The following is a 16,320-nucleotide window of genomic DNA, read 5'->3' as shown; positions in this document are numbered from 1 at the left end:
AAACGGTTTGGTGATATGATTAGTTATACATAATATACTGCCTTGCTTATGGAAAAATATATGGTGTAGAGCTTGGCAGCGGTATAATGAGGAGGAAAAGAAAATGGCAAAGAAAGTTGTACTTGCAGGTGCATGCCGTACGGCAATCGGAACAATGGGTGGCGAATTAAGCACAGTACCGGCTCCGGAACTTGGCGCAATCGTAATCAAAGAGGCTTTAAAGAGAGCAGGAGTTGCTCCGGAAGCTGTTGACCAGGTTTACATGGGCTGCGTAATCCAGGCTGGTCAGGGACAGAACGTAGCACGTCAGGCTACATTAAAAGCTGGTCTCCCGATCGAGGTTCCGGCTGTTACGATCAACGTTGTATGCGGTTCCGGTCTTGAGGCTGTCAACATGGCTGCTGAGATGATCCTTTCCGGTGACGCTGATATCGTTGTTGCAGGTGGTATGGAGAACATGTCCATGGCTCCGTATGCAATGATGAAAGGCCGTTACGGATACCGTATGGGCAATGCTACATTAGTTGATACAATGGTTAACGATGCTCTCTGGGATGCATTCAACAACTACCACATGGGTATCACAGCTGAGAACATCTGCGATCAGTGGGGTCTTACAAGAGAAGAACTGGACAAGTTCGCTGCAGTAAGCCAGCAGAAGGCAGAGGCAGCTCAGAAGTCCGGCGCATTCAAGGACGAGATCGTTCCGGTAGAAGTTAAGAAGAAAAAAGAGACAGTTATCGTAGATACAGATGAAGGTCCGCGTCACGGAACAACGGTTGAGACACTCGGTAAGTTAAAACCGGCATTCAAGAAAGACGGCGGCTTAGTTACAGCTGGTAACTCTTCAGGAATCAACGACGGCGCAGCTGCAGTTGTTGTTATGAGCGAAGAGAAAGCAAAAGAGCTCGGTGTTAAGCCGATGGCTACATGGGTTGCCGGTGCTCTTGGCGGCGTAGATCCGAAGATCATGGGTATCGGACCGGTTGCAGCTACAAAGAAAGTTCTTAAGAGAACAGGCATGGAGATCAAAGACTTCGATATCATCGAGGCTAACGAGGCATTCGCTGCACAGTCTGTAGCAGTAGGTAAAGAGCTTGGCTTTGACCTTAACAAGTTAAACCCGAACGGCGGTGCGATCGCTCTCGGACACCCGGTAGGAGCTTCCGGATGCCGTATCCTTGTTACACTTCTTCATGAGATGGAGAAGGCAGATGCTAAGAAGGGTCTTGCAACTCTTTGCATCGGCGGCGGAATGGGCTGCGCTACAATCGTAGAGAGAGACTAATCTGGGACTTTGGCAAAATCTGAGGAGAACTACATATGGGTTTTGTAAAATATGAGCAGGACGGTTTTGTTGGTGTTATCACCATCAACCGTCCGGAGGCATTAAACGCTTTAAATACAGAGGTTATTCAGGATTTAGACGCTGTTCTTGACAGCATCGATCTTGGTACAACAAGAGTGCTGGTTGTGACCGGCGCGGGTGAGAAATCCTTTGTTGCCGGCGCAGATATCGCTGCAATGAGCACAATGACTGTACAGGAGGCACGTGAGTTCAGTAAAGCTGGAAACGATGTTTTCCGTAAGCTGGAGACACTTCCGATCCCGTCGATCGCAGCTGTCAACGGTTTCGCGCTTGGCGGTGGAAATGAACTTGCAATGAGCTGTGATATCCGTTACTGCTCCGAAAACGCTATGTTCGGACAGCCGGAGGTTGGTCTTGGCATCACTCCGGGATTCGGTGGAACGCAGCGTCTCGCAAGACTGATCGGAACCGGAAAAGCAAAGGAAATGGTATATGCTGCTGTCAATATCAAAGCAGACGAAGCATACCGGATCGGTCTTGTAAACGGTGTGTGCACGAAGGAAGAACTTATGCCGACAGTTATGAAACTGGCAAAGAAGATCGCCTCCAACGCACCGATCGCTGTCAGAAATTCCAAGGAGTCCCTGACAGATGGTTATCTTTCCGACCTTGACCACGCAATCTCCATCGAAGAGAAATATTTCTCCGAGTGCTTCGAGACCGAGGACCAGAAGGAAGGAATGAAGGCGTTCCTCGAAAAGAGAAAAGTGGACGGCTTCAAAAACAAATAAATGGAACTGTTCAGTCTGAACAGCGATCAGTAAGTCTACATCATATGTTTGCATAAAGGAGATAAAATCATGAAAGTTGGTATTATCGGCGCTGGAACCATGGGTTCCGGTATTGCACAGGCATTCGCACAGACAGAAGGCTATGAGGTAATGCTCTGCGACATCAATGAGACATTTGCAGCGAACGGAAAGAAGAAAATTGCCGCTGGATTCGAGAAGAGAATCGCAAAAGGCAAAATGACTCAGGAAGAGGCTGACAAGATCCTGAACAAGATCACAACTGGTGTGAAAGATATCTGTGGTGACTGCGACCTCGTTGTTGAGGCTGCAATCGAGAACATGGAGATCAAGAAGCAGACATTTAAAGAGCTCGATGCGATCTGCAAACCGAGCTGTATCTTTGCAACAAACACTTCCTCTCTTTCCATTACAGAGATCGGCAGCGCAGTTGAGAGACATGTAATCGGTATGCATTTCTTCAACCCGGCACCGGTTATGAAGCTGGTTGAGGTTATCGCTGGCTTAAACACAAAGCCGGAAGACGTTGAAGCTGTTAAGAAGATCTCTGAAGAGATCGGCAAGACTCCGGTACAGGTAGAAGAGGCTGCTGGCTTCGTTGTAAACAGAATTCTTATTCCGATGGTCAACGAAGCAGTCGGCATTTACGCTGAGGGCGTTGCTTCCGTAGAGGGTATCGATACTGCTATGAAGCTCGGCGCTAACCATCCGATGGGACCGTTAGCTCTCGGTGATCTGATCGGTCTTGATGTTGTTCTTGCAATCATGAACGTTCTTGAGACAGAGACAGGCGATCCGAAGTATCGTCCGCATCCGCTTCTTAAGAAGATGGTTCGCGGCGGCCTTCTTGGAAGAAAGACCGGCAAGGGCTTCTACGATTACAGCAAATAATAATGTAAGGGTTGCCTGACGGTGATCTTATCCCGTCAGGCAATATGCCTTTTATAACAGAAGAGTAAATTTCGAATTATTTTTTTATTACGATTGTTTATTTTTTCACAATATGTTATAATGAAAAGGCATGTACTAAATTAGGTACATCGGGGGAGTGAAGCATCCACATTTCCCCATGTTATACATGATACAATTCACAAGGAGGAACTAAAAACATGGATTTTACATTAGGTAAAGAGCATGAGATGGCGAGAACACTGTTCCATGATTTCGCCGAGAAGGAAGTCAAACCCCTTGCTCAGGAGGTTGACGAGGAAGAGAGATTCCCGGTTGAAACCGTAGAGAAGATGGCTAAAAACGGTTTCCTCGGTATTCCGGTACCGAAGGAGTATGGTGGACAGGGCTGTGATCCGCTTACATACGCTATGTGCGTTGAGGAGCTTTCCAAAGTTTGCGGTACTACAGGCGTTATCGTTTCCGCACATACATCCCTTTGCATGGATCCGATCATGACATTCGGAACAGAAGAGCAGAAGCAGAAATTCCTCGTTCCGCTTGCAAAAGGCGAGAAGTTAGGCGCATTCGGTTTAACTGAGCCGGGCGCTGGTACAGACGCTCAGGGCCAGCAGACAAAAGCTGTTTTAGACGGCGACGAGTGGGTATTAAACGGTTCCAAGTGCTTCATCACTAACGGTAAGTATGCTGATACATACATCGTTATCGCTGTAACAGGCACTGTTGAGAAACGTGGCAAAATGCAGAAAGAGATTTCCGCATTTATCGTAGAGAAAGGTACACCGGGCTTCACTTTTGGTACAAAAGAGAAGAAGATGGGTATCCGCGGATCTGCAACATATGAACTTATTTTCACAGACTGCCGCATCCCGAAGGACAACCTCTTAGGTAAGAAGGGTGAGGGCTTCAAGATCGCTATGCATACTCTTGACGGCGGACGTATCGGTATCGCTGCTCAGGCTCTTGGTCTTGCAGAGGGCGCTCTTGACAGAACAGTTGCTTACGTAAAAGAGAGAAAGCAGTTCGGCCGCACAATCGGTCAGTTCCAGAACACACAGTTCCAGCTTGCTGATATGGCAACAAAGGTAAAAGCTGCTCAGATGATGGTTTACCGTGCAGCAATGGCTAAGGCTACTCAGAAGTCCTACGGCGTAGAGGCAGCAATGGCTAAACTGTATGCAGCAGAGGTTGCTATGGAAGTAACAACAAAGGCTGTACAGCTCCATGGTGGTTATGGTTACATCAGAGAGTACGACGTAGAGCGTATGATGCGTGATGCTAAGATCACCGAGATCTACGAAGGAACAAGTGAAGTTCAGAGAATGGTTATCTCCGGCGCACTGTTAAAATAATAATTTAACAGCTGGAAGATCATAACTATAAATGAAAATAAGGAGTGAAATACAGTGAAAATCGTTGTTTGTGTAAAACAGGTGCCGGATACTAAGGGCGGCGTAAAGTTCAAACCGGATGGAACACTTGACAGAGCAGCTATGCTCACAATCATGAACCCGGATGATAAAGCTGGTCTGGAGGCAGCTCTTCGCTTAAAAGATCAGTATGGTGCAGAAGTTACAGTAGTTACAATGGGTCTTCCGAAGGCTGAGGAAGTTCTTCGTGAGGCTATGGCTATGGGCGCTGATAACGGTATCCTTGTTACAGACCGTGTTCTCGGCGGTGCTGATACATGGGCTACATCCCAGACAATCGCTGGTGCTTTAAGAAACCTTGACTATGACCTCATCATCACAGGCCGTCAGGCTATCGATGGTGATACTGCTCAGGTAGGTCCGCAGATCTCCGAGCACCTTGGTCTCCCGGTAATCAGCTATGCTGAGGGCATCGAGATCGATGGCGACTCCGTAATCGTTAAGCGTCAGTTCGATGATAGATACATGATGTTAAAGGCTAAAATGCCGTGCTTAATTACAGCACTTTCTGAATTAAATGAGCCGCGTTACATGACTCCGGGCGGAATCTTCGATGCATACAAGAAAGAGATCACCGTTTGGGGCAGAAAAGATCTGAAGGATGTCCTTGATTCCAACCTTGGTCTTAAGGGATCCCCGACTCAGATCGCTAAGGCTTCCGACAAAGTAAGAAAGGGTGCAGGCGTTAAGGAGACAAACCTTGACCCGTCCGCAGCTGCAAATTACATTGTTGAGAAACTTACTGAGAAACATGTACTTTAATTCAAAAAAAGAAAAGTGTGGTGAAAAGTGATGAATTTAGCAGAATATAAGGGTGTATATGTCTTTGCACAGCAGGTAGACAATCAGATCAGCAGCATCGCTCTGGAGCTGATCGGTAAAGGTAAAGACCTGGCAAAAGATTTAGGAACAACTGTAACAGCAGTTTTAGTTGGTTCCAACGTAAAAGGTCTTGCAGACGAACTCGGTGAGTACGGTGCAGACAAAGTTATCGTTGTTGACGATCCGGAATTAAAGGATTACAGAACTGAGCCGTATACTCATGCGATCACATCTGTTATCAACGAGTTCAAGCCGGACATCTTCTTAATCGGTGCTACAGCAATCGGTCGTGACCTTGGCCCGCGTGTTTGCGCACGTATCCATACAGGTCTTACAGCAGACTGCACACAGCTCGATATCGGAGATTTCCCGCTCGTAGCTATGCCGGGTAAAGAGCAGAAACATGGTCAGCTCCTTATGACCCGTCCGGCATTCGGCGGCAACACGATCGCTACAATCGCTTGCCCGGAATTCCGTCCGCAGATGGCTACAGTACGTCCAGGCGTTATGCAGAAGCTTGACCGTGAGGCTGGCAGAAAAGCTGAAATTATCGAATTCAACCCGGGCTTCACTCCGGACAACAAGTACGTTGAGATTCTCGAGATCGTTAAGGCAGTATCCGACGTAGCTGATATCATGGATGCAAAGATCCTTGTTTCCGGTGGCCGTGGAGTTGGCAGCGCAGAGAACTTCAAACTGCTTGATGACCTCGCTGAGGCTATTGGCGGTACAGTAAGCTGCTCTCGTGCAGTTGTAGATTCCGGCTGGAAGCCGAAAGATCTCCAGGTAGGACAGACTGGTAAGACTGTTCGTCCGCACGTATACTTCGCAATCGGTATTTCCGGTGCTATCCAGCACGTAGCTGGTATGGAAGAGTCTGACATCATCATTGCGATCAACAAAGATGAGTCCGCTCCGATCTTCGATGTAGCTGACTACGGTATCGTAGGCGACTTAAACAAGATCGTTCCGATGCTGACAGAGAAGATCAAAGAAGCAAAGGCTGCAGCAGCTAAATAATTTGCGTGAATTGTAAATGTATATAAAGTAGGCAGAGTGATTCTGCCGGTAGTGTCACAACAGGTGATGATCCCCGTCCGGGTTTCCGGGCGGGGATTTTTGCATTCCTAAAAATGAAACATTATATATGGATATTTACAGATAAATCTCTGTATTTCAGTACATACAGTCTGCTGGAATGTGCCAATCATGTCGTGGGGGCGGTCTGCGCGAGTGCAGCGTTTGCAGCATCCATAAAGTTCTGGATCGCTTTCCACTGGTATGGCTGTTCGAGACAGCCGAAGCGGATCTTATATTTTGCGGATTGTCCGAGGTGGATGATCCGCATTTTTTTTCGCTGATCGAAGGAGAGGGAACTTAAGGCGAGGTTCAGCGGGGAGATACAGGCACCTTTTCCGGCGGCGCAGAGTTCTAAGAGCATCCCCATATTGTCGGACTGGGTCTTTACGATAGGCTTAAAATTGCCCATGCTGATGAAGTGGTGTCCGAGCTGACCGGCGATGTCGGTGGCATAGTTCAGAAGAAATGGGCAGTGTTCGAAGATGGAGAAGTCTTCCGGGCTTCTTAACATTAATGGTTCGGGCTGGGAATCTGTCGGAGCTGGGAAATCCTGGAAAGAAGAGGATACAGCTCCAGCAGCATTGGTGTCAGAAGTGGAATCAGAGACGGAGCCGCAGATAGTTTTTGGAAGATATAAAAACAAGGCATCAGCTGGAGCGGCATTCGAAACGACCTTCCGGAACAGGGAATCTGCGAGAAGAAGGACAACTTCTTCCTCATAGAAATCAGTCAGGGAAATTCCTGGCAGAAAATCAGGAAATTTTGCGATGGCGAGATCGATCCTGTGTTCCATCAGGTCTTTCTGCAGGCCGGTGTTTCCGTTTTCAATGACCTGGATCTCCATATTAGGGAACCGGTTCTGGTATTCAGTGATGATCGCAGGCATGATGGCATGGCAGCGGGTGAAGGAGATGCCGATGCGCAGGATGCCCTGCTCATTTTTATTCAGGTCGGCGAACTCATGCTGCATGGCGCGGTATTTTTTCTGGAAGTCCGCGGCGTACTGGCGGAAGATCTCGCCTGCGTAGGTGAGTTCAAGGGGAACGTGGCGGACGAAGAGTTTGCAGTCCAGCTCCTGCTCCAGGTTGGCGATGTGGGTGCTTAAGGTCTGCTGGGTGATGTGAAGAGCGTCGGCGGCTTTTGTGAAGCTGCGCTTCTCGGCGGTCATGAGAAAGTAATCCATGGAAAGAAAGTTCATATAAAACCTCCTGAAATAATACAGCAATTTAACTGTATTATATATCAGAAAATACAGTTAGACAAGTGAGAAAACCAGGCGTATACTAACACCAGAAAGATGAATCGGAATATCTGAAACAGGGAACGGATATTTAAGAGAATGGTTCACGAAAGAAAACAGGGGAGAGGTAATTGGTATGAAAGTACATATCAGCGAGACGGCGGTTCTCATTGTATTTGCAGTGACGCTGATCGGAAGTATTATGGCTGGGATCCCGATTCTGGCGGCGTTAGCGATCGGATATCTGATCTTTTTTGCGTATTCTTTGAACTGCGGTTATTCGGCGAAGGATATTTTCGCAATGTCCTGGAAGGGAATTAAGACGGCGAAGAATATTCTGCTTACATTTTTATTTATCGGTATGCTGACGGCGCTCTGGCGGGCGGCGGGGACGATCCCGGCGATCGTGTCCTACTGCGCAGGACTTATGAATCCGGCGGTGATGATCCTGATGGCGTTCCTTTTAAACTGCCTGGTTTCCGTCCTCACAGGAACCGCATTCGGAACGGCGGCGACCATGGGTGTGATCTGCATGACCATGGCGAAGGCGGTGGGGTGCAACGAGATCCTTGCAGGAGGCGCGATACTCTCCGGTGTATTCTTCGGGGACCGGTGTTCTCCGGTATCCACCAGCGCGCTGCTGGTTGCGGAGTTGACCCACACGAATATTTTTGACAATATACGCCTGATGGTGAAGACGACAATCTTGCCGCTAATTTTGACCTGTGTTTTTTACGGTGTCTGCGGGATTGTATTTCCGGCAGCGGGATCCGGAAATCTGTCCCTGGCAGAGAGCTTTTCCAGCGTGTTCCGCCTGGGGCTGATCCCGATTCTTCCGGCGGTGGTGATTATGGTATTGTCGCTGTTCCGGGTGCAGGTGCGCAAGGCAATGCTTGCAAGTATTGTGACAGCGCTTGGCGTGTGCCTTTTCTGGCAGCACACGGATCCGTCCCTGATCGTTGGAATATTGGTAGGCGGCTACAAGTCCCCGGACCCGGCAATCTCATCCATGATCGATGGCGGCGGAATCATGTCCATGGTTCGCGTGGCACTGATTATTACGATCTCGTCCTCATATTCTGGAATTTTTGAGGAAACTGGTCTTTTAAATGGGTTAAAGTCGAAGATGGGGACTGTGAGCAGAAAGATCACTCCGTTCGGCACGATCCTTATGACTTCCGTGGCAGCAGGGATGGTGGCCTGCAACCAGACACTGGCGACGATGCTGGTGGATCAGATCTGTAAGGAGCTGGAGCCGGATCCCCAGAAATTTGCGATCGATATGGAAAATTCTGTGATCGTAGTCGCACCGTTAGTTCCATGGTCGATTGCCGGTGCGGTTCCTCTGGCATCCGTGTCAGCACCGCTTACATCGATTGTGGCAGCAGTCTTTTTGTATCTGCTTCCGCTATGGCATTTTGGCGTGAGACTTAGGAAGAAATGAACGAAATGAAAGAAATGAAAGAAATGAAAGAAATACCCCTCACCTTGAAGATGCACTGCATTTTCGGGGTGAGGGGATTTGATTAGCGGAAGATTCCGATGGAACCTTCTCGCTTCGTGAAAAAGCATATTTTTCTGTTGATCAGGAGCGATTATTTTGCAGCCTTCACAGATACAACAGTACCGGAGAATGCGTCAACGGCGCTGACAGTACCTGTGTAGGTTACAGTAACCTTATCGCCATCTTTGACTTCTGCGAGTCCTTCCGGCTTTTTGTCATTATCGAATGTAAATGCGTAGTCATTTCCGTCAGAGGTGATCGTGAACATAAAGTCCTTGATATCGCTGATCGTTCCGGTCATCGTGGATTCTTTTTCTTCATCGGCTTTTTCAGTTGTTTCTTTTGCGTCAGCCGTTTCTTTTACTTCAGCCGTTTCCTTTGTGTCAGCCGTTTCCTTTGCAACGGTCGTTTCTTTTACTTCAGCGGTCTCCTTTGCAGCGGCAGTTGTCTGTGCAGCTGTGGTTGCGGTGGTTGTGCCCTGGGAAGAGCATGCGGTTGCTAATGCGAGAACGCCTGCTAAAGCAGCAGTCAATAATAAGTTCTTTTTCATAATCAAAGCTTCCTTCCTGTACTTGAAATTGTAGTTGCAAGGAAAGAGAATTTGGAAACAGATGTTTCAGATCTCTTTCTTACGTCTACTATTGAACCATAAAGTTGTGTCTAAAGTGTCAATAAAACATGAAATTTAAAGGACAAATCTGAAAGATTTTCTTCAAGCAAGAAAGAAAAACGTAAGAGGTTTAAGAAAAATGTTTCGTCAAAGATACTTTGAGTAAGATGAATGTTGGATATGAAAAATTAGAGAGGTTTGTGTGAGCCGATAGAGCTTTATTCGAAGAAAACACATTCGAAACAGAGGCACCGCAAGGAAAATTTACATAACCATGGCAAAGATATCAGATAGAAAGATTTGAAAATTGCAGTCGTTAGGGAGATTGTGTAATGGTCACGGTATCTGCACTCCACCAAGGGGAGCGGAAATACCGTGACTTTTTGAAATTCGCATAATATGGTCGGTGAATAACAGTTACCGCTCCGGCGTGGTTTTCCAGATTCTACCCAGTGTGCGAGTATAGGAATTGGAGAGATGGTGCTGCATGGCTTGAGCCGCTATTTCAGGCTGGCTGTTGAGGATTCCCTCTCCGATAGAAAAATGCTCTTTATATACAAGTTTACCATCGATAGAATTATTATAGACGGATTTAACCTCAAATCGCAGATAATGGTCAAGAATCAGGCTTGTTTGGCGAGCAAACCATCCATTGTGGGAAGCATCCGCAACAAGACGATGAAACCGATGATCAATCCGGTAAAGAAGACGACTGTCAAGCGAGGAGAGATTCTGCTTTAATTCGGACAGGCAATCCATGATTGCCAGCTTTTCCTTGTCGGTACCTCGCTCGGCAGCAAGTTTTGCGTTGTGAGATTCCAGAAAAATTCGTGCCTCCAGAATATCTCCGGCATCCTGTTCTGTTACGGGGACAACTTTTACTCCCTTTCCGCGGGCGAAACTGACATAACCTTCCTTTTGAAGCTCAAGAAGAGCCTCACGGACAGGTGTCCTGCTGATACCGAGTTCGGTGCAGATCGCCTCCTGAGAATAGATCGCATCAACGCGGAAACGGTTGTAGAGAATTGCATCTTTGATCAGATCATATGCCTGATTTTTATATGTCTCAGTATGTATTTTTCGAGTCCCAAGAAGACTCTGCTGATTGTCATCCATAAAAACCTCCATTTGAATTTAGTATAGGAACGAAAATGTAATATAAATCAGTTCATTGTCGATGGTGATGTTAGTCGAAACAGGAAACCATGAAATGAAACAAAATGTTTTGGAAAAGCATTACAAAAAGTTCTGTATTTTAATCGAGACAGTAATTTTTTTCAAAAATATCGTATATTTCTTTTAGTATATAAGGAATTTGGCTGAAAATCAACCGCTTTGCCGTGAACTCTTGACAATTACCTATAAAGTTTGTATGATGAGAGCAAGAGATATGTAATGTGTAATATATTTCTGACAAGGAGGCAGAACAGTTTAACACGATCATATCAGTACGGTGTAACATAAAGAAAGCAAAATGTCTGCGTGGCAGTCAACAGATCTTCGGCAGAAAATCAGAGAGCACCAGATAAGAGTTTGAAAAGCGGAAGATCAGCAATTTTAGCAGGAGGGATATGTATGTTAGTAGCGGTATGGATCATTACATTCTGTCTTATCATCGGCATAGGTGTTTATGCAGGAACCAAAATTAAGTCTGCAAACCAGTGGTCCGGCGGGGATAAAACAATGGGCGCATTATCACTGGGGTGTGTATTTGCAGCATGGCAGATCGGAGGCATGGCAGTTGTAGGAGCAGCCCAGAATGGATATAATCTGGGAATATCAGGTGCATGGTATTCGATTGCAGGTTCTTTTTATTTCATCGCGCTTGCGGTATTTGCAAAGATCATTCGCGAAAGGATGCCAGGAGAATCGGTTCCGGTCTATCTTCAGACAAAATATGATGTAAGAACGACAAGACTTTATTCATATGCGTGGATCGTGTACGGATTTTTGTATATTCCGATCCAGCTGAAGACTGTATCCAGTATCATTCAGATCGTGCTTCCTGGATTGAATCTTATGGTGGCAATGTTTATTGGTGTCACGATTGCAGTTATTTATACAAGCTTTTCCGGTATGAAAGGTGCATCTGCTGTCGGTCGTGTTGTATGTATTGGTATCTATGTTCTCTTGATCTGTTTTGTATTCACAACACTTCCGAAATTTGGAGGATTCAGCGGTCTTTTAGGCGAGCTTCCTGAGAAGTATGATTCCATGGGAAATATGCCGACACAGCGTATTGTTGCATGGATCGTAGGTGGCTGCATCAGTACGGCGGTTATGCAGGCTGTTCTTCAGCCGCTTCTTTCTGCAAAGAGCCCGGAGGCAGCAAGAGTTGGTTCCATTCTTGGTTATGTAATTGCAGCTCCGATCTGTTTCTTTACAGCAACTTGTGGTATGCTTTCTAAGGCGAGCGGAGCAGACCTCGGTGATGGATCCACTGCATTCGCATATGCTATCAAAACCTTCAGCAGTCCAGTATTTGCAGGTATTATTTTTGCATTTGCAACTATGATCATTGCAGCGACAATGGCAACTATGATGTTGGCAACGGGAACCATTATTACAAACGTATATAAAACAGAAATCAATCCGGACGTCGATGATGCGAAAGTTCTGAAGCTTTCAAAAACGATTACGTTTGTATTCGCATATCTGACATTGATCCCGGCATTTCTGATTCCAAGCAAGTCCTTAACAAACCTGTTCCTGACATTACAGCACGTTGCGGCAGCACCGGTGAGCTTCTCGATCCTGGCAGGATTACTTTGGAAAAAGACAACAAAACAAGGTGCATTCTGGAGCATGCTGACAGGAATGATCACAGGTGTGGCATGGATGCTTCTGGGACTTACTGATATTGTTGAAGCAGTATATCCGGTTGTAGTTGTTACTTACGGTGTAGGAATTATTGTTTCGCTCATGACTTATAAGGAAAAAAATTAATTTAGAAAGTGTGAGAATATGGCACAGAATATGAAAAAACAGATTTATATGTGGCCATCCTACTGGGGGAAACCGGTAGCGCATGGAAGCATGGGAGCGGTCAGCTGTAATAATATATATGCAACGAGAGCAGGACTTGAAATTTTAAATAAAGGCGGAAACGCGTTTGATGCGGCAGTAGCGGTGTCACTGACGTTATCTGTGGTAGAACCCCATCATTCTGGTATTGGCGGCGGATGCTTTTCCTTACTGTACGATGCGAAAACTGGGAAAACAGAAGGAATTGACGGAAGAGGGATCGCACCGGCAAAGGCAACAGCTGATCTCTTTATAAAAGATGGTGAAGTGCAGGATGAGTGGAAAGATCTTGGTGGTCAGTCAGTGGCGCTTCCCGGACTTTTAAAGACCATGGATATCGTATTGAAGAAATATGGAACTATGACTTTAAAAGATGTGGCAGCTCCGGCAATTCGTTGTGCTCGTAATGGATTTGGAACAAGCTATACAGGTGCTCTGACGATGTATGACAATTCGGTTGAGCGTAAAATGCGCCTTTCAGAAGCATTTCGAAAACTGTATCTGAAGGAAGATGGGAGTTTCTATCGATTCGGTGAGATCCAGAAGAACCAGGAGATTGCTGATCTTCTGGAGAATATTGCGGAACAGGGAGTTGATTATTTCTATAAAGGAAAAGTTGCAAAACAGATTGTAGATCTGATTAATGATCGTGGTGGTTGTTTTGATGTTTCTGACATGGAGAGTTATGAACCAAAATTCCGCGAACCAGTGAAAACAACATATCGGGGATATGAGGTTGCCGCATTTGCACCGCCGAGCGGAGGCTGTGCACTGGTTGAAATGCTGAACATTTTGGAAAACTATGATGTTCGTTCCATGGGACATAATACAGCAGCCAGTATCCATGCATTGACAGAGTCTATGAAACTGGGATTTGCTGACAGAAGTGTAGCACTTGGTGATCCGGATTTTGTGAATGTCGATGTAGAACGTTTGACAAGCAAGAAATTTGCTCATGAGCGTTTTACATTGGCGGGAGAAAAGGCGGGAGAGTTTGCATCGGCCGATGGAATCGAAGCAAAACAGTATCCTGGAAATACATCCCATTTCGTGGTAATGGATAAAGACGGAAATGCTTTTTCGCAGACACAGACGATTCGAGACTGGTTTGGATGTGGAATTGTTGTCGATGGCCTTGGATTTGTACTGAATAACGCAATGTCCGATTTCTCGGCGGCAGTAGGAGCAATGACAAGTCAGGGACTTGCATATGGAAGCGCCAATGCGATTCAGGGTGGAAAAACGCCTCTTTCCAGTATGTCTCCGAGTATGGTATTTAAAGATGGAAAACCATTCCTTGCAATCGGGGCAGCAGGTGGACCGAGAATTATTACGGGAACTCTTCAGGGAATCGTGAATGCAATTGATTTCGACATGACTCCGGAGCAGCTGGTGAATGCTCCATATATCAATTGCCTTACGAGGGCCCAGGGACTTGAAGTGGAGTATGGAATTTCCGGAGATACAAGAAAAATACTGGAAGAGATGGGGCATAAGATTGTTCCTGTTCCGGTGGATCAGGCGATGAGTACGATGCTAAACAGCGTAATGTGCATTGATGGTGAATTCTATGCGGCAGGTACGAAACGAGTAGATGGCTGTGGCGGTGCGCTTTTACCTGGAGACCATATTGTACTGGAGGGAGTAAGCCAGGAAGAATTATAAAAAAGATGCAAAGTAATTGACAGAACGCACAGATAGGAGCGGCATGTATCGCGCATCCATAGAAAGAAGGCCGGGAGCAGGAAAAATGTTCCCGGTCTTTTTGTAGAAACTTCTGGTAAACAGATATTAACAGCCCCGGCGGGAAATCCCTGCCGGGGCTGTCTGCCTAAGTTCTTATGAGAGAACTGGATTAGTTCTGGTTCTGATTTTTCTCGATCTCTGCCTTCTTCATCGCGCGAACCTTTGTGGAAAGGCCATAGAGGTTGATGAAGCCGGAAGCGTCGTGGTGATCGTAGAGGTCGCCGGTTGTGAAGGATGCGATGCTCTCGTTGTATAAGGAGTACGGGGAGGTTGTGCCCTGTTTGATGATGTTGCCCTTGTAGAGTTTCATCTTGCACTCACCGGTTACGTATTCCTGTGTGGACTCAACGAATGCCTGTAATGCCTCGCGTAACGGGCTGAACCATTTTGCGGAGTAGACAGCATCAGCGAATTCGTTGTCGATGTTCTTCTTGAATTTTAATGTCTCCTTGTCCAGGATCAGCTCCTCTAACTGCTTGTGAGCTTCGAGAAGGATGGTTCCGCCAGGAGTCTCATACACACCACGGGACTTCATGCCGACCATACGGTTCTCAACGATATCTGTGATACCGATACCGTTCTTGCCGCCGAGCTCGTTTAACTTTGTGAGGATCTCGGAGAATTTCATCTTCTCGCCGTTTAATGCGACCGGAACACCTTTTTCGAATGTGATGGAGATCTCTGTATCTTTATCAGGAGCTTTTTCCGGTGTTACGCCGAGTACGAGCATGTGGTCGTAGTTCGGAGCCAGGGACGGATCCTCGAGCTCAAGACCTTCATGGCTGATGTGCCAGATATTGCGGTCACGGCTGTAGCTGTCGTTTTTCTTGAACGGAAGCTCGATGTTGTGTTTTGCACAGTATTCCAGCTCATCTTCACGGGATTTGATATCCCAGATTCTCCACGGAGCGATGATCTTCATATCCGGAGCGAGGGCTTTGATACCGAGCTCGAAACGGACCTGGTCGTTTCCTTTACCGGTAGCACCGTGGCAGATCGCAACAGCGCCTTCTTTTTTTGCAATATCAACGAGGATCTTTGCGATCAGCGGGCGGGCCATTGCAGTACCGAGAAGGTATTTGTTCTCGTATGTCGCATTTGCCTTTACGCACGGAGCGATATAATTGTCGCAGAATTCATCAACAACGTGTTCGATATATAATTTGGAAGCGCCGCAGTATTTTGCTCTTTCTTCCAGACCGTCAAGCTCGTTTCCCTGTCCAACGTCGATGCAGACGCAGATAACGTCGTAGTTGTAAGTTTCCTTTAACCACGGGATCAGTACGGTGGTATCAAGACCGCCGGAATATGCTAAAACAACTTTCTCTTTCATAATCAAGTCCTCCGATTTATTTCAGACGTTTTATTTTCGTTGTGCTTCATAAATATACAACTGAATATACGGTATGTCAAGCATAAAATGTATTTTTATAAAGAAATTTTGCATATTATGCATATAAAGTGTATAAATGCAGGCGACAGAGAAGCAGGATGACGAGGTTTGACGATATGAAATATAAAATGTCAGGAAAAGGCGACTGTATATGGAAGAATATTGCAGATGGCTGATATCAGATTCAGCAGGCAGAGACCGGTCACAATGACGATCCGGAGACAGATTTATGCATAAAAGTGCCTGAATCATCCTATAGAAACGATAGGAAAAAGCGTTCCAGGATTGACAAGAATCGCAAAATCATGGATAATAATCCGAAGAACGCTGTTGGGTGCGTGCAGAAATTTTCTGAATAGAAGATTCCGTAAACGATTCCGCACAATACAGCAACGGCCGCAGCGTTTGCCGGTTTAGAACGCAAAGCAGAACTGCGAAGAGAAA

13 protein-coding genes are annotated in these 16,320 nt (G+C 46.4%); 9 read left to right on the top strand and 4 right to left on the bottom strand.

The window, feature by feature from the left end:
* Positions 1-103: 103 nt before the first annotated feature.
* The 6 genes from FN001_RS14155 to FN001_RS14130 all read left to right on the top strand — a co-directional run bounded on the left by FN001_RS14155 (position 104) and on the right by FN001_RS14130 (position 6,299).
* On the top strand, positions 104-1,288 hold the full coding sequence (locus FN001_RS14155; protein ID WP_142412286.1) for an acetyl-CoA C-acetyltransferase: 1,185 nt from the start codon (positions 104-106) through the stop codon (positions 1,286-1,288).
* Between the two features lie 35 nt (positions 1,289-1,323).
* Positions 1,324-2,100: an enoyl-CoA hydratase-related protein gene (locus FN001_RS14150; protein ID WP_118530430.1), complete on the top strand. Its 777-nt coding sequence runs from the start codon at positions 1,324-1,326 to the stop codon at positions 2,098-2,100.
* Positions 2,101-2,169: 69 nt separating this feature from the next.
* Positions 2,170-3,009 (top strand): 3-hydroxyacyl-CoA dehydrogenase NAD-binding domain-containing protein, encoded by an 840-nt coding sequence (locus tag FN001_RS14145; protein ID WP_142412285.1) that lies wholly within the window; start codon positions 2,170-2,172, stop codon positions 3,007-3,009.
* Positions 3,010-3,227: 218 nt separating this feature from the next.
* Positions 3,228-4,379, top strand: coding sequence for an acyl-CoA dehydrogenase (locus tag FN001_RS14140; RefSeq protein ID WP_117470188.1), 1,152 nt, complete (start codon positions 3,228-3,230; stop codon positions 4,377-4,379).
* 54 nt (positions 4,380-4,433) lie between these two features.
* On the top strand, positions 4,434-5,219 hold the full coding sequence (locus FN001_RS14135; protein WP_117470189.1) for an electron transfer flavoprotein subunit beta/FixA family protein: 786 nt from the start codon (positions 4,434-4,436) through the stop codon (positions 5,217-5,219).
* Between the two features lie 30 nt (positions 5,220-5,249).
* A complete protein-coding gene (locus FN001_RS14130; RefSeq protein ID WP_118298760.1) occupies positions 5,250-6,299 on the top strand; it encodes an electron transfer flavoprotein subunit alpha/FixB family protein in 1,050 nt (349 codons plus the stop codon).
* Between the two features lie 187 nt (positions 6,300-6,486).
* On the opposite strand, the gene FN001_RS14125 is transcribed toward FN001_RS14130, so the two are convergent.
* Positions 6,487-7,557, bottom strand: coding sequence for a LysR family transcriptional regulator (locus FN001_RS14125; protein WP_142412284.1), 1,071 nt, complete (start codon positions 7,555-7,557; stop codon positions 6,487-6,489).
* A gap of 178 nt (positions 7,558-7,735) precedes the next feature.
* Between FN001_RS14125 and FN001_RS14120 the strand changes: the two genes are divergently transcribed.
* Positions 7,736-9,043, top strand: a complete 1,308-nt coding sequence (locus FN001_RS14120) for a Na+/H+ antiporter NhaC family protein (protein WP_142412283.1) — start codon at positions 7,736-7,738, stop codon at positions 9,041-9,043.
* Between the two features lie 151 nt (positions 9,044-9,194).
* Here the strand turns inward: FN001_RS14120 and FN001_RS14115 are convergent, their stop codons facing one another.
* Complete coding sequence (locus FN001_RS14115) at positions 9,195-9,653, bottom strand: hypothetical protein (RefSeq protein ID WP_142412282.1); 459 nt, start codon at positions 9,651-9,653, stop codon at positions 9,195-9,197.
* 477 nt (positions 9,654-10,130) lie between these two features.
* Entirely contained in the window at positions 10,131-10,829 is a 699-nt protein-coding gene (locus FN001_RS14110; protein ID WP_142412281.1) for a GntR family transcriptional regulator, read from the bottom strand.
* 459 nt (positions 10,830-11,288) lie between these two features.
* On the opposite strand from FN001_RS14110, the gene FN001_RS14105 reads away from it, so the two are divergent.
* Both FN001_RS14105 and ggt read left to right on the top strand, forming a co-directional pair.
* Entirely contained in the window at positions 11,289-12,659 is a 1,371-nt protein-coding gene (locus FN001_RS14105) for a sodium:solute symporter family protein (protein WP_142412280.1), read from the top strand.
* Positions 12,660-12,677: 18 nt separating this feature from the next.
* The gene (ggt, locus tag FN001_RS14100; protein WP_142412279.1) at positions 12,678-14,402 is read left to right on the top strand and encodes a gamma-glutamyltransferase; all 1,725 of its coding nucleotides are present in this window, start codon (positions 12,678-12,680) and stop codon (positions 14,400-14,402) included.
* Positions 14,403-14,592: 190 nt separating this feature from the next.
* Here ggt and FN001_RS14095 read toward each other — a convergent pair whose 3' ends face one another.
* Complete coding sequence (locus FN001_RS14095; protein WP_182426766.1) at positions 14,593-15,816, bottom strand: argininosuccinate synthase; 1,224 nt, start codon at positions 15,814-15,816, stop codon at positions 14,593-14,595.
* Between the last annotated feature and the right edge of the window lie 504 nt (positions 15,817-16,320).

It is taken from the genome of Clostridium sp. Marseille-P7770 (assembly GCF_902143525.1).
Classification (GTDB): domain Bacteria; phylum Bacillota; class Clostridia; order Lachnospirales; family Lachnospiraceae; genus Pilosibacter.
This window is presented reverse-complemented; position numbering and strand designations above follow the sequence as displayed.